This is a genomic window from Hymenobacter daecheongensis DSM 21074, assembly GCF_900141805.1.
GTDB lineage: Bacteria > Bacteroidota > Bacteroidia > Cytophagales > Hymenobacteraceae > Hymenobacter > Hymenobacter daecheongensis.
Genome location: NZ_FQYN01000008.1, coordinates 216,346 through 239,392, shown reverse-complemented (window position 1 = coordinate 239,392; position 23,047 = coordinate 216,346). Strand labels below are relative to the sequence as shown.

The window sequence follows — 23,047 nt, the reverse complement described above, 5'->3', positions numbered from 1 at the left end:
TGGCCGAGCTGAGCCGTACTAATGACTCGAACACTTCTAAGGACTGTGCTTGACCGCACTTTCTTCTTACCCGTTTTTACTACGTCAACGATTTTGACAGTTTTCACAATCAACATGTGATACTGCGCACCAGTAATGGTGGCTTTAGCACGGGTGTTCACCTCTTCCCATTCCGAACAGAGCAGTTAAGCCCCGTTGCGCCTATGGTACTGCCTTCACCGGCGGGAGAGTCGGTCGCCGCCAACCTTACTACCCGCCCGCCCCGGTCCGCGCCTCGCGCTGCAGACCGGGGCGGGCTGCGTTTATAGCCTACCCCAAAGCCCAGCCACCCGCCCGCCCAATGGCATTACGCAGTCTTGTACTGAATGGGGGCGGTGTCTATAGGACACGGTCGAGTCGGCAGGGATGGGTTTTCACAAAGCATAGCTTGGATTTCTATCGTGGTATAAAAAAGTTCATCGTGCATCTTTAAGTGGGTTATTTTGTTTCTTTAGCGGAGGCATAAGCCTCGTAAGGGTATGTGTGTCTTGTATACTTGTTTTCTCCACTCGAGTGATATTGTATTACAAGAAAAAGTGGTTTTTCGCGTTTCTACTGCGTACGGAAAGCCGTCATATCTTTACGTTACGTATTCATAACTAAGGAATGACATTCACTTATCCGTGGTTCTTGTGGGGGTTGCTGGCTGTGGTGATTCCTATTGCTATTCATTTGTTTGAACTGCGACGGCCGCAACGGTTGGTTTTTACCAACGTGGGCTTTATCCGTGAAATCAAGATCGTGACAGCGCGGCAACGTAAGGTGAAGCAATGGCTGATTCTGCTAGCTCGCATTTTCTTTTTGATTTTTTTGGTATTGATGTTTTGCCAGCCGTTTATTCCGGCTCGCAAAAGCACGGCGGTTGCGGGTGAGGTTGTCGCTGTGGTCGATGCTTCCCCTAGTATGCAGGTATTGGGTAATACGGATCAGCCCATATTCGAGCGGGCGCTCAGTGAAGCACGGGACCTGCCGAATGCTTATGCTGCCGGCACTAGATTCATCTTGCCAGGGCACTCAGAGAAGCTAGCTGCAGGGGCTTTTCAAACCGAGATTGACAAATTGGCTATTTCCGGGAATGCTGTTTCGGCTTTGGGTGCGGTGCAACGGGTAAAGGCTGGTAATGACAAGGTTGGTCAGTTGTTTATCTTTTCTGATTTTCAGAAGAATAGCTTCGATGCTCGAATGCTACCCGGAGATTCTACCAATCAGGTGTTTCTGGTGCCATTGGCTGGTAAACCGACTCAAAATGTGTTTGTAGACAGCGTTATGCTGGATGATGCCTTCGTGCGGGCGGGCGCGGATATTCCGTTGCGTATCCGTTTGCGCAACGGAGGGAGTTTGGCTGCGCCCGATTGTCAGGTGAAAGTGTTTGTAGGAAAGCGGCAGGTCGCGGCTTACAGAACTACTGTGCAGGCACAAAGCACGGCCGTTTCGGTGATTAGAGTGCGACTGGAGGGGAATAATATTCAGCAGTGTCGGATAGAACTGGAGGATTTTCCAGTGACGTTTGATAACACGTACTTCTTTACGCTGCAGCCTTCAGCCCAAATCAAGGTGTTGGATATTTCCAATTCGGAGACTGCCAATACGAGCCGTGTGTATAGCAATGAGCCGTTGTTTGACTACGCAAGCAGTTCGGCGCAGAATTCGGATTACAGGCGTTTGGCAACGGCTAATCTGACGCTGGTGCAGGAGTTGCCGCAAGTGGGCACGGGTCTGCGGGAGGCTTTGCGGGCAAATTTGCAAAAGGGCGGCACAGTAGTAATTGTACCACCAGCCAGCAGCGGTGGACGCAGCTCTTACGACCAACTGTTTCGTGCCTTGGGCCTGGGGGCGCTCCAATGGGAACCTGTGCCGCAGGGCCCGCCGGTGTTGCAGGATGTGGCTGAGCCAAGCGTTCAGAATCCATTTTTTCGGGAGGTCTTCGCAGGGCAGCGGCGGCAGGCGGTGATGCCGAAGGCAGCTCCGGTAATACGCTGGTCGCGCTCCACGACGGATGTGCTGCGGCTGCGCGGAGGGGACGGCTACCTGGCGGGTTTTGCTAGCGGGCGGGGCATGGTGTATCTGTTTGCGGCCCCATTTGGCGGCGGCTATTCTGATTTCTCCAGCCATGCGCTGTTCGTGCCTGTGCTGTATCGGCTGGCGATGCAGAGCTACCGGGCTAACCAGGGGCTGGCATATCGGCTTAATCAGGGGAGTATCGCGGTGGAACTGGGTAAGGGGACGGGCGCGGCAGCCGGCGAATCGGTAGTGAAGCTGGTGAAAGACAGCCTTACTTTCATCCCCAGCCAACGTCTGCAGGCTGGCACTTTGCGTTTCGAGATACCGCCGAGCATGCGGGCTCCGGGATTTTATACGTTGATGCGTAGTGGAACGCCACTGACAACACTTGCTTTCAATTTTGATAAGCGCGAATCGAATTTGACCAGCTATTCGGCGGCGGAGCTACGGCAGCTTATAGGGCCAAATCGGCCGAACGTGCAGGTATACGAAGCGGGCGTGGGACAGTCGGTGGCGGCGCAGTACAAGGCGGAGCGAGTGGGTATGCCGCTGTGGCGCTACTGTTTGTGGCTGGCGCTAGCGAGTCTGCTGGCGGAAGTGCTGCTGCTGCGCCTTTTGGGCCGCACGCGCCGGGCCCAACCGGCGGCGGTGGCCGCGTGAAATGGGCGGGGGAGTAGTTTGCCCAAACTCTTCTATCTTGCCGCCTTACTCTGAAAATACCCGTGAATTCTTCTGTTGCGCCCGATAAACCGGTAACTCGTACGGCCCTGCGCTTTGGGCTGGCGGCCGGAATTCTGAGCGGGCTATGGGTGGTGGGCCTGTATCTCACGCACAACGACCCTTTCGGCCCCAAAAAAGTAATGGCGATGGTGCTATTGCCGCTAGCCGTGCTGGTGGGGCAATGGAGCCAGCGGGCCTACTTCCAACCCGATGGGCCCGGTATAAAGCGCGCTATCGGCGTTGGTATGCTGATTACGCTGCTGACGGCCACGCTTTCGGCAGCTAGCGTGTATGGCCTGGCCCAGGCCGCCGGACCGGCGCAGCTGGCCCGCAGCAAGGCCGAAATGATTAAGATAGCCGAAGGCACCAAGCCGCTGTATCTGCGCCAGAAAGGCGGTAAAGAGCAGTATGAGCGCACCATTCAGGGTTTGCAGCAACTGGACGCGCAAAGCCTGATGACGGATGATTTTATAAAAAAGCTGCTGGTTGGCTTGTTGTTGAGTGTGCCGGGGGGGATTTTCTTTCGCAAATAGTACCACGCATTCTTTCATCATACACCCCACAGAAATGGAAAACACGACTACCCCCGTTACCCCAACCTCCGTTGCGCTGCGCTATGGCGTGCTGACTGGCCTGGCCTCCATCATTTTCTCCTTCATTCTGCTGGTTACGGGCCAGGAAGGCAACGTGCCGCTGAGCATGTTGGGGTTCATCATCTGGATTGGCGGCGTGGTATTGGCGCACAAATTCTTCAAAGCCAACAACGGCGGCTTCATGTCCTATAGCCAGGGCTTGGGCATCGGCACGTTGCTTTCGGCAGTTTCCGGCACCATGGGAGCCATTTTCCGGTACATCTACATGGAGTTCATTGACCCCTCGGCCGCACAGCGGGGCATTGAGGCGATGCGCGTGAAGTTGGAAACCCAGGGCCTGGATGACGAGCAGATTGAGCAGAGCATTGCCATGTCGCAGAAGTTCAGTGCCGGTCCGGTGGGTCTTGTTTTTGCCATTGTCATGTCCATTGTGCTGGGTTTTATTCTGTGCCTGATCATTTCGGCCATCACCAAGCGTAACCGTCCTGAGTTTGAGTAAGCGTTTGTCGCAGCATTTTCCCGTTGAGATTTCCGTTGTTATTCCGCTGCTCAACGAAGCCGAGTCTTTGCCGGAACTCACGCGCTGGATTCACCGCGTACTGAGCCAGCATGGGCTTACCTACGAGGTGATTCTGGTGGATGATGGCTCGACGGATGCTTCCTGGGACGTGATTGAGCAGCTGGCTCAGACCGATACGCACCTGCGCGGCATCCGCTTCAACCGCAACTACGGCAAGTCGGCGGCGCTGAACATGGCCTTCCGCGAAACGCAGGGCCGGGTGGTATGCACGATGGATGCCGATTTGCAGGACTCGCCGGAGGAGCTGCCCGAACTATACCGCCTGATTGTGGAGGAGCGCTACGATCTGGTAAGCGGCTGGAAGAAAAAGCGCTTCGACCCGCTCAGCAAAACCATTCCGACCAAGCTCTTCAACGGCGTGACACGCTGGATTTCGGGCATTCAGCTTCACGACTTCAACTGCGGCCTGAAAGCCTACGACCAGCGCGTGGTGAAGGGCATTGAGGTGTACGGCGAGATGCACCGCTACATTCCGGTCATTGCCAAGTGGAACGGTTTCGGGCGCATCGGGGAGAAGGCCGTGCAGCACCAGGAGCGCAAGTATGGCGTCACCAAATTCGGGCTGGAGCGCTTCGTCTACGGCTTTCTGGACCTGCTCAGCATCACGTTCGTAAGCCGGTTCCGGCGGCGGCCAATGCACTTTTTCGGCACCATGGGCACGATTTCCTTCCTGCTGGGTATGCTGATTACGCTGTGGCTGGTGGGCGAGAAAGTGTACCTGGCTTTTCGCAACCTGCACGCCCGCAACGTGACCGACCAGCCGCTGTTTTTTCTGGCGCTGGTGGCCGTTATTGTGGGCGTACAATTGTTTCTGGCTGGTTTTCTGGCCGAGATGATTCAGCTGAACGGGCCCCGGAAGAACCAGTATCTGGTGCGGGAGAAGCTGAATATTGATTGACGTTTTTACCCTGTCATCCTGAGCTTGCGAAGGACCTTATGGGATAAGCACAACATCGTAACAATGACTCGTTCTTATACCATAAGGTCCTTCGCAAGCTCAGGATGACAGGTGATTTTAGTGTCTAACTGTTCCACCTATGAAAGTCGTCATCATCGGGCCGGCGTATCCGTTGCGGGGCGGGCTGGCTACGTATAACGAGCGGCTGGCGCGGGCTTTCCGCCAGGCCGGCGACGAGGTGCGGCTGGTCACGTTCAGTCTGCAATACCCCGACTTCCTGTTTCCGGGCCAGACGCAGTTCAGCACCGAAGCCGGCCCCACCGACCTCGACATAGAAGTCAGCATCAACTCCGTGAACCCGCTGACGTGGTGGAAGGTGGGGGAGAAGCTGCGTCGCGAAAAGCCTGATCTGGTGATTTTTCGGTTCTGGCTGCCTTTTATGGGGCCCGCGCTGGGCTACATTGCCCGGCGCATTCGCCGCAACCGCCACACCCGCGTCGTGGCCATTACGGATAACGTAATTCCGCACGAGAAGCGCCCCGGCGACCGGCCGCTCACGCGCTATTTCCTCTCGGCCTGCCACGGCTTCGTGACCATGAGCCGCGCCGTGCTGACCGACCTGCGCCGCCTGCATTTCCGGCAGCCCGCCCAATACCAGCCCCACCCGCTCTACGACAATTTCGGCCCGCTAAAGCCCAAGAGTGTGGCCCTGCAGGCGCTGGGTCTCGATCCGACGTTCGGCTATCTACTGTTCTTCGGCTTCATTCGGGCCTATAAGGGCCTCGATATTCTGCTTGAAGCCTTTGCCGATGAGCGCCTGCGCCAGCTGCCCATCAAGCTGATAATTGCCGGCGAGTATTACGAAGATGCCGCGCCCTACGAGGTATTGATTCAGCAATACGACCTCGAAAGCCGCCTCATCCGGGCCACCGATTTTATCCCGAACGAGAAAGTGGTGGACTATTTCTGCGCCGCCGACCTAGTAGTACAACCCTACAAAAACGCCACCCAGAGCGGCGTATCGCAGATTGCCTACCACTTCGAGCGGCCCATGCTGGTGACGGATGTGGGCGGCTTGGCCGAGCTAATTCCCGACGGCGAAGTGGGCTACGTGGTGAAGCCCACGCCCAAAGCCATTGCCGACGCGCTGGTGGATTTTTATGAGCATCAGCGTGAAGCCGAGTTTACGGCCGGCGTGTGGACGAAGAAAAAGGAGTTTTCGTGGAGCGAGATGGTAGGGGCGCTGAAGGCGGTGGCGCAAGCGCAGTAGAAAAAGGGTAAAAATCGTCTGGCATCCTGAGCAGCGCGAAGGACCTGCCTCGTAGTTTTGTGCACTGGTGGTTTACTGCACAAAGCCTTTTGCCGCACGTCGGTAAAGGGCTTTGCTCGTTTAAAAAGGCTTATCACTTAACGTAGGAAGGTCCTTCGCCTTGCTCAGGATGACAGACTTGGAGCATGCACACTCGACCGCACCGCCTCGAACACCTTCTCGGCCGGTAATTCCTCCATGCAGCTGGTGCCCAGCTGGCAGCTGCCGCGGTAGAAGCACACGCAGGCGCGGTCGGGCTGCACGAGCTGGCCGCGGCCGTAGAGGTCGAATTCGTAGGGGTTGAAGATGTTGTTCATCAGAATCGTGGGCTTTTGCAGGGCGATGCTGATGTGCATGGCCATGGTCACCTGCGTCACGATGCCGTCCATCTGGTACATCAGGTTGATGAACTGCTCCAGGGGGAACGTGCCCAGGTAGGCCGCGCCGGTGGCGGCGTGCAGGCGCTGGTTACGCTCATCTTCGGCGGTGCCGCCCAGCAAAACGGGCGCGTAGCCGGCGTTTTGTAGCTTGTCGATCAGCGCAATCCACTTTTCGTCGCTCCACAGGCGGGTGGTCCATCGGTCGCCGCAGCCGGTGTTCAGGCCGATGCGGGGGCGGCCCGCGGGCAGCGCGGCCCAGTCGTAGCCCTTGTCCTGGTGGGTATCGAACACATACTCTTCGTGGCGGAACTCGTAGCCGCACAGCTCGAAGATTTCCTGCACGTAGGGCTTCTGATTCTGCTGGCTCAGCTCGTCGAATACGCCGGTCAGGAACTTGTGGTTGGCCAGCTGGTTGCCGGGCCAGGCCACACCGTTGGGGTGCAGCGTGTAGCCGAATTTCTGGGTAGCCCGGATGGAATCGTGCAGGGCGCAGGCTTCCTTGTCCTTATCGAGGTTGAAGAGCAGATCGAACTCGCGGGCCTGCAGGTGCAGCACGCTGGGCAAATCCAGCCGCAGAATCTCATCAATAGCCCCGGCGGGCAGGATGGCGGGCGTGAGCGTGAGCCAGGTGATTTTACTATTCGGATACTCCTGCCGCAGCCGGCGCAGCAGCGGCGTGGTCCGAATCACGTCGCCGATGGCCCCGAGCTTGATGATGAGAATGCGCTGCTGCACGGGCGCATACACGGGGCAGCCGGCGCACTGGTAGCCGTGCTCCTTGTTGGGGCGGCACGGGATATCGCCGCGGAAATGGCGGCAGTCGGGATGAACGAGGGTGCCGTTGAGGACGGACATAGAAGCGCGATTAGGGGCACGAAGATAAAGAGCCCGCCGCAGGTTGAGCGCGGAAAATCTGCCTTCGCCGCAACGGCGGCCGCCTGGCGGCTGCGTTACAAAGAGCTGCGTTACAATTTAGTTTGTAACGCAGCTCTTTGTAACGCATTATCTTGCCTGAAAATCAACCCGCTTTTCTTATGCGCAGCTTCTCCCGCTACCGCCTGCCTACTCCGTCGCACAGCATGCTACAGGCCGTGCAGGCCGGGTATGGTCTTACCCAACAGCAGGTGGCCACGCTAGTGGGTGCCTCCCGGGCCATGCTGGCTATGCAGGGTCGCGACAACCGGCTGGTGGGCAGCGTACGGGTTTTACCGCTGGAAGCCGCGCTACGTTTGGTGCAGCTATTCCAGACCCTGCCGGCTCCCTACGGGCGGGCTCCGATGCTGCCCGTCGCGCCGGATCTGCCCCTGCCCGCCGTCGAGCGCAAAACCCTGGGGTGGCGGCAGCGGGCAATTGGCCCGGAAGAATATACGCAGCAGCAGCAGCTGGAACGCTGCCAGACCCAGCTGACTCAGGCCCGCATCCGGCTGCAGGCCCTGCCGGCGCTACGGGCAGCGTTGCCCGATGAGCGGGCGCAGAGCGAGCTGGACCTATGGGAAAGTGAGGCCCATCGAATGCGGGAAACCAATGCCGGTCGGCACGCCCTGCTGGCGCTACGCCTGCGCGTGCTGGCCTTCGAGGCCGCCGAAATAGCAAAGCTGCTGGCTGAGCCCGCGGCGGAATAGAGGACGCAAAAAGCCCCGGATTCCGCTGGCGGGAAACCGGGGCCGAAGTATAGGGTAAGTCCGTTTTACTCGACTATCAGCCGGCCGGCGACTGCTCCGCAGCGCACGATATACAGGCCCGCAGCCAGGCCGGCCACATCGAGCACCGCAGAGCCGGCGTGGGCTGGTACTACCTGCTGGCGCACCGGGCGGCCCTGCGCGTCCAGCACCAGCAGCGTGCGGGGGGTGGTTTCGGCGGGCAGGGTAAGCCGGGCCGTCAGGCGGGCCGGGTTGGGGGAGAGCAGCAGGGGCAGAGTTGCCATGGGCGCACGGCGACCCAGCGTCAGACCGTTGGTGCGGGCTACGAAGCTGGCATTGTCGGTTACAGTGGTCGAGTTTAGCACCGTGGCACCGATGGTGGTAGTTACCAGGTAGAGCCCGGCAATGGTGGCTTCACCCGAGGAAGTCAGCGCCAGATCTACCACGGCTTCGTCGCTGCCGCTGCCCGCCCGCACCGCCTGGGTCCAGGCCGAGCCCTCACCGTTGAGGCGGGCCACAAACAGATCATTGGAGAAGCCGTTGGCATCGGCATTGCTGAGCGACAAGTTGCCAAACAGGGCGGTTGGGCTGGCAAACAACCCGCCGACCGTCGCCTGCCCATTTGCGCTTACTGCTACGGCTAGGGCATGGTCTGCGCCGGAGCCGCCGGCGCGCACGGCCTGACTCCAGGTGCCGGCCGGCGTGAAGCGGGCCGCGAAGATGTCGGACGTGCTGCCGGATGCATCAGCGTTGGCTAGCGTGACAGCCCCAAAGCTGATGGCCGAACTCCGGAAGCTCCCCACCACGGTGGCCTGGCCTGCGGCATCAAGGGCCAGGCGGCGGGCTTGGTCGGCGGCAGCTCCCCCGGCCCGACTGGCCTGAAGCCAGGTGCCAGCCGAGCCCAGTCGGGCCACAAATACATCCGTCGTTTGCCCGCTGCCGTCGGCATTGGGAAGTGAGAATGTGCCCAGGCCCATCGTCGGGCCCTGGAAAGAGCCCGCTACAACCACCGTACCGTCCGCCGCCAGGGCCACGCCTTCGGCCCGGTCGTCGCCGCTGCCTCCGCCGCGGGCCGCCTGGGTCCAGGCCCCGGCGCTGCTCAGGCGCGCTACAAATATATCCGCATTGGTGGTAGAGGGGTTGATGTTAGTCAGGGTAGTAGCGCCGAAGCTGGTGATGGTGCCATAGAAGAAGCCCGTCACCACGGCCTCACCGGCGGCATTTAGCGCCAGTGCTGCGGGAAAGTTGGCCCCGTTGCTTCCGCCTTGCACCGCCCGCGTCCAGGTGCCCGCGCTGCTGAACTGGGCCACGAAAACTTCTGCCCCCCCGATAACGCCAACCTTGTTCAGCACCGTAGGGCCAAACTCGGCGGAGGTACTGTAAAAGCCGCCCAGCACGGTCGCCGTGCCATTCGCATCGAGGGCCACGTCGATGGCGTAGTCCTCCGAAGGCCCACCGGCCCGAACGGCCTGGGTAAAGCTCCCGGAAGGAGTGAGGCGGGCCACGAACACGTCGCGGTTGCCGGCACTGGTGAGCGTGGTGCCGCCCAGCGTGATGGTGCCGGTGAAATCACCGGCTACAACGGTGCCGCCGGTGGTGCCGTCGGTGGCAGTCGCCAGGATGCGGGCATTGCCGGTACCAGTGGCGGCGGCCACCCATTGCCAGCTTTGGGCCTGGGTAAGGCCGGGCCCCGCCAGCAGCGCGGCCAGCAGTAGAAATTTTTTCATAGAAAGTAGAAAGAGAATAGTAAGAAAAGAAAATGGTGTTGCGGGGGGGCAGCCGCTAAAGACCCACGTAATTGTGTGGGGTAATGGCGCGCAGCTCTGCCTTCACGGCCTCGCTCACGGCCAGCCCATCCACAAACTCCCGGATGCTGGCCTGGGAAATGGCTTCGCCGGTGCGGGTGAGGGCTTTGAGGGCGTTGTAAGGGTCGGGGTAGGCTTCGCGGCGCAGAATGGTTTGCAGGGCTTCGGCTACCACAGCCCAGTTCGCGTCCAGGTCGCGGGCGAGGGCGGCTTCGTCGAGGGCCAGCTTGTCGAGGCCGCGCTGCAGCGAGGTGAGGGCAATGAGGGTGTGGCCCAGCGGCACGCCCAGGTTGCGCAGCACCGTGGAGTCGGTCAGGTCGCGCTGCAGGCGGCTGATGGGCAGCTTGGCCGCCAGGTGCTCCAGCAGGGCGTTGGCCACGCCCAGGTTGCCCTCGGCATTCTCAAAATCGATGGGGTTCACCTTGTGCGGCATGGCCGAGGAGCCCACCTCGCCGGCCCGGATGGTCTGGCGGAAGTAGCCCAGCGAAATGTACTGCCATACGTCGCGGGCCAGGTCGATGAGGATGGTGTTCAAGCGCTTGAGGCCGTCGCAGGTGGCGGCCAGGTGGTCGTAGTGCTCAATCTGGGTGGTGGGCTGGCTGCGGTGCAGGCCCAGGCGGTTCTGCACAAATACATCGGCAAACTGCTTCCAATCGACTTGCGGATAGGCCACCTGATGAGCGTTGAAATTGCCGGTGGCCCCGCCGAATTTGGCCCCGAACGGCACCTGCGCCAGCAGCTCCACCTGCGCATCAAGCCGGGCCACAAACACCTGGATTTCCTTGCCCAAGCGGGTAGGGGAGGCGGGCTGCCCGTGGGTGCGGGCCAGCATCGGAATGGCTTCCCAGTCCTGGGAGCGGGTGGCCAGCTGGTTGCGCACCTGCGCGTAGGCCGGCAGCAGCACCCGCAGCAGCGCCTGCTGCAGGCTCAGTGGAATAGCCGTGTTGTTGATGTCCTGGGAAGTGAGGCCAAAGTGAATGAACTCCAGGTACTGCTCCAGGCTGAGAGCCGTGAATTGGTCGCGTAGGAAGTATTCGATGGCCTTCACGTCGTGGTTGGTCACCCGCTCGTGGGCTTTCACGGCCTCGGCATCTTCCAAAGAAAAGTGCTGGTAGAGGCCGCGCAGGTCGCCAAATACGCCGGGGTCTACCGCCGTCAGCTGGGGCAGGGGCAATTCGCAGAGCGCAATGAAGTACTCGACCTCGATGAGGATGCGGTAGCGCATCAGGGCCAGCTCGGAGAAGTAGGGGGCCAGCGGAATGGTCTGGCGGCGGTAGCGGCCGTCGAGGGGCGAAACGGCGGTGAGGGGGGAGAGCAGGGCGAAGTCGGCAGCGGCAGTCATGCGCAGGGGAACAAAGTTGGCCAGAGTGCGTCAAAGGTAGCGAATGAGGGGGCGCGGCCCGCCCTCGCAAGGGCCTTTTTCGTTACCTTTGACCCCCGAGCGGCGGCGGGTTCGGCACGAATCTGGCTAGCCCGGCCGCACTTTTCTCCCCCTCTTCTGGCTCGCGTGACTTCAGCTACAAAACGAAATATAGGCATTGGCCTGGGCATCCTGGTGGTGCTGCTGGGCGTGGCCCTGGGCGTATTCTTACTCAAGCGGCAGGAGCTGCTCACCTATGCCCTGGGGCAGGTGAAAACCAAGGTAGAGCGCAAATACCCCGTGACCCTCACCCTGGGCGCGGCCCGCTTCACCGACCTGAATACGGTGCAGATTGACGGCATGAGCCTGGTGCCCCGCGCCCAGCCCACCGATACGCTGCTGCAGGCCCGCCTGATGACGGTGTCGCTCAGTGTACGCTCGCTGTTTGCGGGCCGGCCGGTGTTCAGCAACCTCGAAATTAGTGATGCCCGCCTCACGGCCCGCAAAACCCGCAGCTCCGACAACTATTCCTTTCTGCTGAAAAAGAAGGGCGCCCAGCCCGCCGTGCCCCGCGACACCACGCAGGGCACCAACTACGGCCTGCTGGCCAATCAGCTGCTCGAAGCCGGGTTCGGCAATGTGCCCGGTCAGGCCGATTTTCGCAACTTCCTGGTCACCTACGACAGCCCCCGCCACCGCGCCCGCATCACCATGCCGCGCCTGGCCATCGAGGATGGCGACATCTCGGGCCAACTCACGGCCGTGGTCGACTCGGTGGAGAACCGCGTGGGCGTGCAGGGCCACATCGAGCCCGGCGACTACGCCCTGAGCGCCGAAGTATTCGGCCTGAACCGCCGCCCCGTAACGCTGCCCTACGTGCTGCGCCGCTACGGCGCCCGCGTGCAGTTCGACACGCTGCGCTTCAGCCTGGCCGATAAAGATTTGAACGACAACGAGCTGACTGTGCGCGGCACGGCCTCGGCGGCCAACTTCATTGTAAATCACCCCAAGCTCTCCGACCGCGACGTGCGGTTTCCGCGCGGGGGTATCGAGTTTGTGGCCCGGCTGGGGCAGGCCTTCGCCGCGCTGGACAAGGGCACGAAAGTGACGCTGAACCGCATGGAGTTCTTTCCGGTGGTGAGCGTGCGTAAGCTGCCGCTGAACCAGCGCGTGGTGGGCCGCCGCATCAACGGCGTGCGCAACCGCCGCGAAGCGCTGGCGGGCCTGCAGGTGAAAGCTGATATTCTATCGGCCGAAACGGCGGCTAATACCTTCTTCGCGGCCTTGCCCGAGGGTATGTTTAACACCCTGGAAGGGATGCAGGGCGAAGGCACGCTCACCTACAAGATGCACCTGGCGCTGGATATGAACCAGGTCGACAGCCTGGAGTTCCGCTCGGGCCTGACGCCGAAAAACTTCCGCATCACCCGCTTCGGCCGCGAAAACCTGAACAAGCTCAACGAGGACTTCCCCTACACGGCCTACAACGACAAGGGCGACTCCATCAAGACGTTCACGGTAGGCCCCTCGAACCCCGAATTCGTGTCTTATAACCAGGTTTCGCCTTACCTGAAGGCGGCCATCATGACGGCCGAGGACCCGCGCTTTCTCACCCACAAGGGCTTCATGGAAAAGGCCTTTGTGAAGTCGGCCATTCAGAACATCAAAGAAAAGCGCTTTGCCCGCGGCGGCAGCACCATTTCGATGCAGCTGGTGAAGAATGTGTTTCTGACCCGACAGAAAACCGTGACCCGCAAGATTGAGGAAGCCCTGATTGTGTGGCTGCTCGAAAATACGCGCCTGGTGCCTAAAGAGCGCATGTTTGAGGTGTACCTGAACATCATTGAGTGGGGGCCGAAAATCTACGGTGCCACCGAGGCGGCGCGCTTCTACTTCAACAAGCCGCCCGCCGACCTGAACCTGTCGGAAAGCCTGTACCTGGCCAGCATCATTCCGCGGCCCAAGTACTACCAGCGCTCCTTCAACCAGTATGGCGAGATGCGCGGCAGTGCGCGCTATTTTCACCGTCTCATTGCCGACCTGATGGTGCGCAAGGGCCTGATCGGGCAGAACGACCGCGAAAGCCTGACCTACAACCTGAGTTTCCCCGGCCGCGCCCACGGCTCCATCTTCCGCGCCGTGCGCCCCGATACCACGCGCACCGTACTGGCCGCCGACTCGTCGCAGTTTGAGCCCCTGAACCTGATTGACCTACTGGGCGGCCAAGCGCCCGATGAAGGCGTGAACACCAACACAGCCCCGCCGGCCGAAGAGCCTAAGCCTAAGCAGTAAGTAGCCGGTGGAAGGCAGCTGGCGGAAGTCTGAAGCCGCAGGCGCGACTTCCAGCCGCACGCACGCGGCAAGTCTCTTGACTTGCAGAACGGGAGCGAATGAGTCGTTCAACGGTCGTCAGTCTGGAGACTGACCGCGTGCGACTGGAAGTCGCGCCTGCGGCTTCAGACTTCCGCCAGGGCTACCAACTCACTCAGCCGGCGCCTGCGGCTTCGGGAACCACAGCGACACCACCACCGACACGACCAGAATCAGCCCGACTACGCCCAGCGAAATGCTCATGGGCAGCACGTAGATTTCGGCGATGAGCAACTTGCCGCCGATAAAAATCAGGATGAGCGAGAGGCCGTAGTGCAGGTAGTGAAACAGCTTCATGAGGCCGGCCAGGGCGAAATACAGCGCCCGCAGGCCCAGCAGCGCAAACACGTTGGAGGTGTACACGATAAACGTGTCGCGCGAGATGGCCAAGATGGCGGGAATGGAGTCGGCGGCGAAGACCACGTCGGTGGTTTCCACCATTACCAGCACCACGAACAGCGGCGTGGCAAACAACAGCTTCTCCTTGCGCACGAAGAACTTGCCGTTATCCAGCTTGCTGGTGATGGGCAGGTGTCGGCTCAGAAACTTCACCACGGGGTTGTTGTCGGGGTCAATTTCCGGCTCACTGCCGCTGGAGGCCATCTTGATGCCCGTGTACACCAGAAACGCACCCAGCACATACACTAGAAAGTGAAACTCGGCCAGCAGGGCCGCGCCCGCCAGAATAAAGATGCCGCGCAGTACCAGCGCCCCGATGATGCCCCAAAACAGGATTTTGTGCTGATACTGCTGTGGAACCTGGAAATAGCTGAAAATGAGCAGGAAAACGAACAGGTTGTCGACGCTCAGCGACTTCTCAATCAGGTAGCCGGTCAGGAATTCGAGGCCCGCCTGCGGGCCCATGGTGCGGTAGACCAAGTAGTTGAACGTGAGCGACAGCGCAATCCAGAACGCGCTCCAGCCCAGCGCCTCGCGGATCGACACGACGTGCGCCCGGCGGTTGAACACGAGCAGGTCGAGCATCAGCATCGCCAGCACAAAGGCGTTGAAGCCGACCCAGAAGACGGGGGTATTTTCCATGCGTAGCCACAAGGTAGTGCGCCGGCGCGTAGCGAAGCCGGGCCGTACAGGGGCTTACCGGGATTCGGGGGCCGGGGTTACGGGAGCCGCCGGGCGCTGGTCGGCGGGCGTACTCACATCGGGGCTGTGGCGCTCAAACTTGCGGAACCAGCTGCCCACCTTCATCTGCACCACGCCAAACAGCGCTTCCTGAAAAATGCCCTTGGTCATTTTCGACGCGCCACGGGTGCGGTCGGTGAAGATGATGGGCACTTCGCTGATGCGGAAGCCGTACTTGTAGGCCAGCCATTTCATCTCAATCTGGAAGGCATAGCCCACGAACCGGATGTGGTCGCGGATGATGACGCGCAGCACGCGGGCCGTGTAGCACTTGAAGCCGGCCGTAGCATCGGCAATGGGCATCCCGGTAATCAGGCGCACGTAGGCCGAGGCAAACCACGACATCAGCACCCGGTCCATGGGCCAGTTTACCACGTTCACGCCCTGAATGTAGCGCGAGCCGATGGCCATGTCGTAGCCCTCCACGGCGCAGGCGTGGTAGAGGCGCATTAAGTCCTCAGGGTTGTGCGAGAAGTCGGCATCCATCTCGAAAATGTACTCGTAGCCGCGGTCCAGCGCCCAGCGGAAGCCGTGCAGATAGGCCGTGCCCAGGCCCAGCTTGCCGGTGCGCTCCTCCAGAAAAAGCCGGTCGGGAAACTCGCGCTGCAGCTCCCGCACAATGGCGGCGGTGCCATCGGGCGAGCCATCGTCGATGATGAGCACATCAAACGCCTGCGGCAGCGAAAATACTTTGCGAATAATCAGCTCCGCATTTTCGCGCTCATTATAGGTTGGTATCAGGACGAGCCCATCGTTCATAAGTGCACCAAAGATAGGTAATCAGCCCGGGAGGCCGGAAATTTTTTCGGCCAGCGCGCGGGCCTGCCGGATGCAGTCGGGCACGCCCACGCCCGCCCGCCAGTTGGCGGCGGCATACACTCCCTGGCTTTCAAGCGCATCCACGGCCGCGTGGGCCCCGATGATGCGCTTATCGAACTGCGGAATAGCCCGCTCCCAAGAGTACCGGTATTGCCACACAGGTTGCACCGCCCGAATACCGTAGAAGCGGATCAGCTCGGCGTGCACGGCGCTTTTCTGCGCGTCCGGACTTTGCCGGGCCTGCTCCTCATACTGCGTGCCGCCCACGAAGGTGGTAAACAGCACCTGCCCGGCCGGCACGCGGTTAGGATAGATAGAGCTGGTCCAGATGCTGCCGGCGGCGTAGGGTTGCTCCGCTTTGGGGTGCAGCGCCCCGAAGCCATCCAGCGGGTGGGCCACATCAGCCCGATTATAGGCGGTGAAAACGGCCGTCATGGGCGGATAATACACTTCCGCTAATGCGGCGGCGGCTTCGGCGAAAAGCGGCTTGAGCAGCGGCGCCGCCGCGTAGGTGGGCAGCGCCAGCACCAGGGCCGTGTAGGTTTCGGAGAATGTTCCGGCCGCGGTTTGCACCTGATACTGACCCACCGCAGGCCGCGAAATACCTGTAATGGCCTGGCCGCCGTGGTAGCTGGTTAATTGAGCCGCCAGCGTGTCGGTGATGGTTTGGAGGCCGTTTTGTAGGGAGATGATGCGCCGCCGAGTGCCCGCGCCGCCGCTTTTCATCAGCCCGCGCAGCACCGAGCCGTAGGTTTGCTCCAGGGCGGCCAGTTTGGGAAACGTCTTGTGCAGCAGCAGTTTTTCCGGGTCGCCGGCGTAGATGCCGGAGATGAACGGGTTCAGGGCGTAGTCCACGATTTCGGGGCCGAAACGGCGGCGGAAGAAATGGGCCAGGGTTTCGAGCGGGTCGGGGGCGGCGGTGGGGCGGGTCAGCTCGCGCAGCAGGTTCCACTTGGCTTTCAGGCTGAAAAACGGGCTGGCCAGCAGGGCCGGGGGCGAGCCGGGGAGCCTCTGGTAGCGGCCGTCGCGCAGCACGTAGCGGTTCTGGCTCACGGCAGCGGTATCCTGAATCTGGTCGGAGAGGCCGAGGTCGGTGAGCAGCTGCTCCAGCTCGGGGCTGAGCTGCAGGGAGTTGGGGCCGGTTTCGAGCAGGTAGCCATCCAGGTGCTGGCTGCGGATGTTGCCGCCAGGCTGGCCAGCCTCAAACAGATCATAGGCTATGCCGGCTTTCTGCAGGTAAAACGCCAGCGTCAGGCCCGAAATGCCGCCGCCCAGAATGGCTACTCTCATTACACTAAATCTTGGTAGGCTGCAAAGGTAACGCCGATTTCGAGGCCGCCGTGGCCCACCGGAATCCGTAGCTTTGCGGGGTATGAACAACCCGACTCCTGCTCTTGTTGCCCCCGCCAAAGCCGTTTTTCTGGACCGCGACGGGGTATTGAACCACGAAATAGGCGACTACGTGTGGCGGCCCGAAGACTTCCACTTCATTGACGGCGTGCCCGAGGCTCTAGCCCGCCTCAAAGCCGCCGGCTACCGCCTGATTGTGGTTACCAACCAGGCCGGCATTGCCAAAGGCCTCTACACTGCCGCCGATGTGCAGGCCTGCCACCAAAAGCTGCAGCAAGCCTGCGGCGGCATCATCGACGCGTTCTACTTCGCCCCCGGCCACCCCAGCGTCTCCGAGTCGCTTTCGCGCAAGCCCGATTCGCTAATGTTGGAAAAAGGCCTGGCTCGCTTCCACCTCGACCCGGCGCAGTGCTGGATGCTCGGCGACCGGGCCCGCGACCTGGAAGCCGGTGCCCGGGCCGGTGTGCGCGGGTTATTCATCGGCAGCACGGAAACGCTGGATTTTGAGCCCCGGGCGGCGGATCTAAGCGGAGCGGTAGATATTATTCTGAGTATATAAGTGTGCGGTGCGCGGCTACGGGGACCTCACCCCCGGCCCCTCTCCATAGGAGAGGGGAGCCTGACGGACCTGTACTTTGATCCAAGACGGTATAACTGGCTGTAATAGAAAGCGCTAAAGTCGTAATAGGAAAGCCCCAGCGGGGCGATATATCGGTAGAAAACGTATCATCAAAATGCTAAAGCCCCAGCGGGGCGACACAAACAGTTCAACGATTTGTGTCGCCCCGCTGGGGCTTTAGTGACAAATAAGAAGTTGACTGCTACCGATATGCCGCCCCGCTGGGGCTTGCCGCCCTTGATGGCGCTACACGCAAAAAGCCCGCTTCCAGAACTGGACAGCGGGCTTTTGTGGTCTTAAAGAAGACCAAATTTCTATCAACTACTACTGGCGGGCAGCCGGGGCAGTTTCCGTCGAGGCCATGATGGGCGACGACATGCGGTTGGCGGCTTTCGTGCTGGTGTAGGCCGGGCACTTAACCTTGTTGCAGGACCCGAGGCCCAGAACGGCCACGGAGGCCAGCAGGAGTAGCTTTTTCATGTAAGTCGAAACGAGAGGTTTAGTAAAGGTTGCCAACATCAAAAGTACAACTTCCGGCTGGCCCCGCCAAGTATGCCGGCCGGAAGTTTTTTTGCGCCGCCGCTACTTGCTGTAGCCCAGAATCCGCATCATCGACTCGCCGTTCTGCTCCTCGGCAAACACGCAGTCGGTGAGGGTGCCATCTTCGGCGCGGTCCAGAATTACCATTTTCGGGGCCGGGATGAGGCAGTGCTTCACGCCGCCGTAGCCTGAAAGGCTTTCCTGATAAGCCCCGGTGTGGAAAAAGCCCACGTAGAGCGGCTGGGCATCCTGGGGTTTGCGCTCGGGCAGAAACACCTGGTAGATGTGCTTTTCGGCGTTGTAGTAGTCCTGCGAATCGCAGGTGAGGCCGCCGAGCTGAATTTTCTTGTATTTCTTCTCCCAGCCATTGAGGGCCAGCATGATAAAGCGCTGGTTCAGGGCCCAGGTATCGGGTAGGTTGGTGATGAACGAGCCGTCAATCATGTACCAGAGCTCCTTATCGTTCTGCAGCTTTTCGTCCAGAATGCTGTAGATCGTCGCGCCCGACTCGCCGACGGTGAAGATGCCGAATTCAGTGAAAATATGGGGTTCCGGCACGCCTTCCTCGCCGCAGATGCGCTGGATGGTCCGCAGAATCTCCTCAATCATGTACTTATAATCGTACTCCTTCTGGATGGAAGTCTGGATGGGCAGGCCGCCGCCGATGTCGATGGTGGTGAGGGTGGGGCACACCTTGCGCAGCTCGCAGTACTTGTGTACGAACCGGCTCAGCTCCGACCAGTAATACGACGTGTCCTTGATGCCGGTGTTGATGAAATAGTGCAACATCGTCAGCTCGAAGCGCGGGTCGTCTTTGATGCGCTGCTCGTAGAGCGGAATGGCGTCGGCGTAGCGGATGCCCAGGCGGGAGGTGTAGAACTGGAAGCGCGGCTCCTCATCGGAGGCCAGGCGCATGCCCACGTTGCACTTTTCGCGCACGTTGTCGTGGTAGTATTCCACCTCGTTGGGCGAGTCCAGAATGGGCATGCAGTTCACGAAGCCGTCGTTGATGAGGGCCGTGATTTCGCGCTTGTATTCTTCGGTTTTGAAGCCGTTGCAGATAATGTATGTATCCTTCGTGACCTTGCCCTTGGCATGCATGGCCCGGATGATGTTGGTGTCAAACCACGACGAGGTTTCGATGTGCACGTCGTTTTTCAGGGCCTCCTCTACCACAAAGCTGAAGTGCGAGGCCTTGGTGCAATAGGCGTAGGAATAGCGGCCCGTGTAGCCCGTCTTCTCGATGCCCAGGCGGAATAATTCTTTAGCCCGCTGAATCTGGGAGCTGATTTTGGGCAGGTAGGTGAGGCGCAGCGGCGTACCGTGCTTCGCCACCAACGCCATCAGGTCGATGTCGTTGAAGCGCAACTCGTTCTGCTCTACGCGGAACTCCTCGGTGGGAAAATCGAACGTCTGGGCAATCAGGTCGTGGTAGGTATCCATCTGGGAAGAAGAGGAAGGAATGGAAAGCGAAAAAGAACGTCATGCTGAGCTTGCCGAAGCATCTCGCGTGCTGACGGTTGGTTAGTAATCCGACATCAGCACGCGAGATGCTTCGGCAAGCTCAGCATGACGTTCTGTTTGTCGTTCAATTGGAAGGCAATTTTTCCGAACTTAGAGCCCGCAAAGATACCCCGTGCGCGGGGTTTTGGTTGTGCTTTGTTCGTTGGTCGCGGCGGAAGGTCCGTGCGCGTCAAGCCTGAGGGGAATTCCCACCCGCTCAATCGGCAAGCATCAAACCCTTTTAACTTTTTTTTGCCCATGTAATTGTATGCGTCGCATTAAGCTCATTGAAGTCCGCTCCGAGCTCGGGGCCGGAACTCGTGGAGCCAGTCTGGGGGTCGATGCCCTCCGGATTGCCTGTCTGAACAAAGGCTCCGATTATTTCCGCCGCTTCAACGCCGTGGCCGTGCCGGATCTGAACCACGTGCTGTTCGACAAAAACCATTTCCCCTTCGCCAAGCACATCGATTCCATCTATACGGTGCAGAAGGGTATTGCCAATACCGTGGAGCAGACGCTCCGGTTTGGCGAGTTTCCGCTGGTGCTGGCCGGCGACCACAGCAGCGCCGCCGCCACCATCGCCGGCATCAAGGCCGCGTATCCGCACAAGACGCTCGGTGTCGTCTGGATCGACGCCCACGCCGACATCCACTCGCCCTACACCACGCCCTCCGGCAACGTGCACGGCATGCCCATCGCGCTGGCCCTGAACGAGGACAACCTGCCCGAGCAGCGCAACGTGGTGGAGCCGGAAACCGAGTTTTTCTGGCGGCGGCTGAAAAACCTGGGCGAGGAAGGTCCCAAGGTCAAGCCCGAGCACCTGGTGTACGTCGTAGTCCGCGACACTGAGCATGAGGAAGATGCCGTGATTGAGCGCCTGGGTATCCGCAACTTCAAGCTGCCCGAGTTCAAAGTCAAAGGCCCGCGCCAGGTGGCCCGCGAAATCTACGAGCAGCTGCGCTTCTGCGACTTAGTCTATATTTCTTTCGATGTGGACTCGCTGGATTCGCGCTTCAGCAAAGGCACCGGCACGCCGGTAGTCGATGGCCTGAACGTGCAGGAAGCCATGCAGCTCTGCCGTGCTTTGCTAGATAACGACCGGGTCGTCTGCTTCGAGATGGTCGAAATTAACCCTACCCTTGACAGCGAAAACACGATGGCCCGCAACGCCTTCGACATCCTGGAAGCCGCTACCGATGCCATCCAGGAGCACCTGCGCGTGCAGGACGTGACGGCGGGCCGGGGCGGGACTTCGTAGGAAGAACGTCATGCTGAACTTGTCGAAGCATCTCGCCTGCTGACGTAATCAAACTACCTGTCATCCTGAGCAGCGCGAAGGACCTTATGCCAGTTGAACTGTCGCAACAACGACTTGTTCGACTGGCGTAAGGTCCTTCGCGCTGCTCAGGATGACAGGTAGTTTGATTACGTCAGCAGTTCCAGTTGGACCCCGCCGCGGCTTGCGCTACTTTTGCGCATCCTTTTCCCGCCGGGCAATCCGGATTCGGCGGCGCTTCGCTTTATATTCCGCACCCCGTGCAAGAACTCGAACAAGACATCAAAACGGCCCTCAGCGCCGCCATCCAGCAGGTTTTCGGCGCGGAAGTTCCGGCTGCGCAGCTCACCATCCAGCCCACCCGCAAGGAATTTGCGGGCTCCTTCACACTCGTCACCTTCCCGCTGACCAAGGCCCTGGGCAAGGGCCCCGAGCAGATCGGGCAGGCCCTGGGTGAGTGGCTGACGGCCAATGAGCCCAAGGTGAGTGGCTACAACGTGGTAAAGGGCTTCCTGAACCTGGAAATTGCCGATGCCGAGTGGCTGCGCCGGTTCGCGCAGCTCGTGCAGCGCCCCGACGGCGCGCCCATGCCCACTGGCGGCCCCCAGGACGTGGTGGTGGAGTATTCCTCGCCGAACACCAACAAGCCCCTGCACCTGGGCCATTTGCGCAACAACTTCCTGGGCTACTCGGTGGCCGAGATTCTGAAAGCCACCGGCGCCACCGTCACGAAGGCCAACCTGGTCAATGACCGGGGCATCCACATCTGCAAGTCCATGCTGGCCTATCAGCACTACGGCCACGGCGAAACCCCGCAGAGCGCCGGCATCAAGGGCGACCACCTGGCGGGCAAGTACTACGTGCTGTTTGAGAAGCACTACCGCGAGCAGGTGCGCCAGCTCGAAGCTGAGGGCGTGGCCCCGGAAATTGCCAAAAAGCAGGCCCCGCTGATGCTGGAGGCCCAGACCATGCTGCAGCAGTGGGAGCAGGGCGACGACGCGGTTATCACGCTCTGGAAGCAGATGAACGGCTGGGTGTACGAGGGTTTCGACGAAACCTACAAGACCATCGGTGTCGATTTTGACAAGTTTTATTACGAGTCGGGCACCTACCTGCTGGGCAAGGAGCGGGTGGAGGAAGGCCTGCAGAAGGGCGTATTCTTCCGGAAAGAGGACGGTTCGGTGTGGGTCGACCTGAAGGAGGAGGGCCTCGACGAGAAGCTGCTGCTCCGCGCCGACGGTACCTCGGTCTATATCACCCAGGATCTGGGCACGGCCGAGCTGAAGTACCAGGATTTCGGCTACGACCTGAGTGTGTACGTCATTGCCGACGAGCAGAACTACCACATGCAGGTGCTCAAGGCCGTGCTCAAAAAGTTGGGTAAGCCCTACGCCGACGCCATCTACCACCTCAGCTACGGCATGGTGGATCTGCCCTCGGGCAAGATGAAATCCCGCGAAGGCACCGTGGTGGACGCCGACGAACTGGTGCGCGAAGTGGTGGAAGCCGCTAAAACGGCCACGCTGGAAAAGGGCAAAATCGAGGGCCTGAGCGACGACGAGCAGGCGCAACTGTTCCACACCCTGGGCCTGGGCGCGCTGAAATACTACCTGCTGAAGGTGGACCCCAAGAAGCGCATGCTGTTCAACCCCGAGGAATCGGTGCAGCTGGAAGGCCACACGGGGCCGTTCATTCAGTACTCGCATGCCCGCATCGCCCAGCTCCGCCGCAAGGCCCAGCAAATGGGCATTGCCGAAACGGCCGACTTCAGCACCCTGCTCGCGCTGGAAAAAACCGAGCGCGAAATGGTAGAGGAGCTGGCCCGCTACGGCAGCGTAGTGGCCGAGGCCGCCCGCTCCTTCTCGCCCGCCGTGGTGGCCCAGTACGCCTACGATCTGGCCAAAGCCTACAACCGCTTCTATGCCGAAGTGCCCGTGCTCCAGGAAGCCGACGAAACCCGCCGTGCCTTCCGCGTGGCCCTCTCCGCCCAGACGGCCCGCGCCATCAAAGCCAGCATGAGCCTGCTCGGCATCGAGGTGCCCGAGCGGATGTAGCAAGCAATTAAAAGCTAAGGCTAAAAGCTAGTTCCCCTCCTTTTTCAAGGA

18 protein-coding genes and 1 rRNA gene are annotated in these 23,047 nt (G+C 60.4%); 11 read left to right on the top strand and 8 right to left on the bottom strand.

All coding sequences use genetic code 11. The features are described 5' to 3' along the window. Window positions 1-134: 134 nt before the first annotated feature. The 6 genes from rrf to BUB62_RS15910 all read left to right on the top strand — a co-directional run bounded on the left by rrf (window position 135) and on the right by BUB62_RS15910 (window position 6,101). Window positions 135-246, top strand: a 5S ribosomal RNA gene (rrf, locus tag BUB62_RS15935). A gap of 399 nt (window positions 247-645) precedes the next feature. Then, window positions 646-2,700 (top strand): BatA domain-containing protein, encoded by a 2,055-nt coding sequence (locus BUB62_RS15930; protein WP_073111774.1) that lies wholly within the window; start codon window positions 646-648, stop codon window positions 2,698-2,700. 62 nt (window positions 2,701-2,762) lie between these two features. Then, on the top strand, window positions 2,763-3,293 hold the full coding sequence (locus BUB62_RS15925) for a DUF4199 domain-containing protein (protein WP_073111772.1): 531 nt from the start codon (window positions 2,763-2,765) through the stop codon (window positions 3,291-3,293). Between the two features lie 34 nt (window positions 3,294-3,327). Then, window positions 3,328-3,852, top strand: a complete 525-nt coding sequence (locus BUB62_RS15920) for a DUF4199 domain-containing protein (RefSeq protein WP_073111770.1) — start codon at window positions 3,328-3,330, stop codon at window positions 3,850-3,852. Then, the gene (locus tag BUB62_RS15915) at window positions 3,845-4,831 is read left to right on the top strand and encodes a glycosyltransferase family 2 protein (RefSeq protein ID WP_073111768.1); all 987 of its coding nucleotides are present in this window, start codon (window positions 3,845-3,847) and stop codon (window positions 4,829-4,831) included. Before BUB62_RS15920 ends, BUB62_RS15915 begins: the two co-directional genes overlap by 8 nt. 139 nt (window positions 4,832-4,970) lie before the next feature. Continuing rightward, entirely contained in the window at window positions 4,971-6,101 is a 1,131-nt protein-coding gene (locus BUB62_RS15910) for a glycosyltransferase (RefSeq protein WP_073111766.1), read from the top strand. Between the two features lie 164 nt (window positions 6,102-6,265). On the opposite strand, the gene BUB62_RS15905 is transcribed toward BUB62_RS15910, so the two are convergent. After that, complete coding sequence (locus BUB62_RS15905) at window positions 6,266-7,375, bottom strand: glycosyltransferase family 9 protein (protein WP_073111764.1); 1,110 nt, start codon at window positions 7,373-7,375, stop codon at window positions 6,266-6,268. Between the two features lie 179 nt (window positions 7,376-7,554). Between BUB62_RS15905 and BUB62_RS19155 the strand changes: the two genes are divergently transcribed. Beyond that, complete coding sequence (locus BUB62_RS19155) at window positions 7,555-8,142, top strand: hypothetical protein (protein WP_073111762.1); 588 nt, start codon at window positions 7,555-7,557, stop codon at window positions 8,140-8,142. A gap of 65 nt (window positions 8,143-8,207) precedes the next feature. Here the strand turns inward: BUB62_RS19155 and BUB62_RS15895 are convergent, their stop codons facing one another. Beyond that, complete coding sequence (locus BUB62_RS15895; RefSeq protein WP_073111761.1) at window positions 8,208-9,887, bottom strand: T9SS type A sorting domain-containing protein; 1,680 nt, start codon at window positions 9,885-9,887, stop codon at window positions 8,208-8,210. 55 nt (window positions 9,888-9,942) lie between these two features. After that, the gene (gene purB / locus BUB62_RS15890; protein WP_073111759.1) at window positions 9,943-11,307 is read right to left on the bottom strand and encodes an adenylosuccinate lyase; all 1,365 of its coding nucleotides are present in this window, start codon (window positions 11,305-11,307) and stop codon (window positions 9,943-9,945) included. A 165-nt stretch (window positions 11,308-11,472) separates the two neighbouring features. On the opposite strand from purB, the gene BUB62_RS15885 reads away from it, so the two are divergent. Continuing rightward, window positions 11,473-13,617, top strand: coding sequence for a biosynthetic peptidoglycan transglycosylase (locus tag BUB62_RS15885; RefSeq protein WP_073111757.1), 2,145 nt, complete (start codon window positions 11,473-11,475; stop codon window positions 13,615-13,617). A gap of 189 nt (window positions 13,618-13,806) precedes the next feature. Here the strand turns inward: BUB62_RS15885 and BUB62_RS15880 are convergent, their stop codons facing one another. From BUB62_RS15880 to hemG, 3 genes are read right to left on the bottom strand one after another with little or no spacing between them, the layout of a single operon-like run. Further along, window positions 13,807-14,736 (bottom strand): TerC family protein, encoded by a 930-nt coding sequence (locus tag BUB62_RS15880; RefSeq protein WP_073111755.1) that lies wholly within the window; start codon window positions 14,734-14,736, stop codon window positions 13,807-13,809. A gap of 54 nt (window positions 14,737-14,790) precedes the next feature. Next, window positions 14,791-15,594 carry a polyprenol monophosphomannose synthase gene (locus BUB62_RS15875; protein ID WP_073111753.1) on the bottom strand — a complete coding sequence of 268 codons (804 nt, stop codon included), beginning with the start codon at window positions 15,592-15,594 and terminating at the stop codon, window positions 14,791-14,793. 21 nt (window positions 15,595-15,615) lie between these two features. Next, a complete protein-coding gene (gene hemG, locus BUB62_RS15870) occupies window positions 15,616-16,944 on the bottom strand; it encodes a protoporphyrinogen oxidase (RefSeq protein WP_073111751.1) in 1,329 nt (442 codons plus the stop codon). 82 nt (window positions 16,945-17,026) lie between these two features. Between hemG and BUB62_RS15865 the strand changes: the two genes are divergently transcribed. Further along, entirely contained in the window at window positions 17,027-17,563 is a 537-nt protein-coding gene (locus BUB62_RS15865) for a D-glycero-alpha-D-manno-heptose-1,7-bisphosphate 7-phosphatase (protein ID WP_073111749.1), read from the top strand. Window positions 17,564-17,947: 384 nt separating this feature from the next. Here BUB62_RS15865 and BUB62_RS19380 read toward each other — a convergent pair whose 3' ends face one another. Together BUB62_RS19380 and BUB62_RS15860 are read right to left on the bottom strand one after the other, a co-directional pair. Next, window positions 17,948-18,103, bottom strand: a complete 156-nt coding sequence (locus BUB62_RS19380) for a hypothetical protein (protein WP_159437479.1) — start codon at window positions 18,101-18,103, stop codon at window positions 17,948-17,950. 102 nt (window positions 18,104-18,205) lie between these two features. After that, entirely contained in the window at window positions 18,206-19,606 is a 1,401-nt protein-coding gene (locus BUB62_RS15860) for a type III PLP-dependent enzyme domain-containing protein (protein ID WP_073111747.1), read from the bottom strand. Window positions 19,607-19,934: 328 nt separating this feature from the next. On the opposite strand from BUB62_RS15860, the gene BUB62_RS15855 reads away from it, so the two are divergent. Next, window positions 19,935-20,924, top strand: coding sequence for an arginase (locus BUB62_RS15855; RefSeq protein ID WP_073111745.1), 990 nt, complete (start codon window positions 19,935-19,937; stop codon window positions 20,922-20,924). A gap of 278 nt (window positions 20,925-21,202) precedes the next feature. Next, entirely contained in the window at window positions 21,203-22,996 is a 1,794-nt protein-coding gene (gene argS, locus BUB62_RS15850) for an arginine--tRNA ligase (protein WP_073111743.1), read from the top strand. Window positions 22,997-23,047 lie beyond the last annotated feature (51 nt).

Excerpts from the sequence above, each read along its gene's own strand:
- BUB62_RS15895 (WP_073111761.1), bottom strand. The coding sequence starts at position 9,887 with ATGAAAAAATTTCTACTGCTGGCCGCGCTGCTGGCGGGGCCCGGCCTT.
- hemG (WP_073111751.1), bottom strand. The coding sequence starts at position 16,944 with ATGAGAGTAGCCATTCTGGGCGGCGGCATTTCGGGCCTGACGCTGGCG.
- BUB62_RS15920 (WP_073111770.1), top strand. The coding sequence starts at position 3,328 with ATGGAAAACACGACTACCCCCGTTACCCCAACCTCCGTTGCGCTGCGC.
- BUB62_RS15910 (WP_073111766.1), top strand. The coding sequence starts at position 4,971 with ATGAAAGTCGTCATCATCGGGCCGGCGTATCCGTTGCGGGGCGGGCTG.
- BUB62_RS15905 (WP_073111764.1), bottom strand. The coding sequence starts at position 7,375 with ATGTCCGTCCTCAACGGCACCCTCGTTCATCCCGACTGCCGCCATTTC.
- BUB62_RS15930 (WP_073111774.1), top strand. The coding sequence starts at position 646 with ATGACATTCACTTATCCGTGGTTCTTGTGGGGGTTGCTGGCTGTGGTG.
- BUB62_RS19380 (WP_159437479.1), bottom strand. The coding sequence starts at position 18,103 with ATGAAAAAGCTACTCCTGCTGGCCTCCGTGGCCGTTCTGGGCCTCGGG.
- BUB62_RS19155 (WP_073111762.1), top strand. The coding sequence starts at position 7,555 with ATGCGCAGCTTCTCCCGCTACCGCCTGCCTACTCCGTCGCACAGCATG.
- BUB62_RS15860 (WP_073111747.1), bottom strand. The coding sequence starts at position 19,606 with ATGGATACCTACCACGACCTGATTGCCCAGACGTTCGATTTTCCCACC.
- purB (WP_073111759.1), bottom strand. The coding sequence starts at position 11,307 with ATGACTGCCGCTGCCGACTTCGCCCTGCTCTCCCCCCTCACCGCCGTT.
- BUB62_RS15865 (WP_073111749.1), top strand. The coding sequence starts at position 17,027 with ATGAACAACCCGACTCCTGCTCTTGTTGCCCCCGCCAAAGCCGTTTTT.
- BUB62_RS15875 (WP_073111753.1), bottom strand. The coding sequence starts at position 15,594 with ATGAACGATGGGCTCGTCCTGATACCAACCTATAATGAGCGCGAAAAT.
- BUB62_RS15880 (WP_073111755.1), bottom strand. The coding sequence starts at position 14,736 with ATGGAAAATACCCCCGTCTTCTGGGTCGGCTTCAACGCCTTTGTGCTG.
- BUB62_RS15855 (WP_073111745.1), top strand. The coding sequence starts at position 19,935 with ATGCGTCGCATTAAGCTCATTGAAGTCCGCTCCGAGCTCGGGGCCGGA.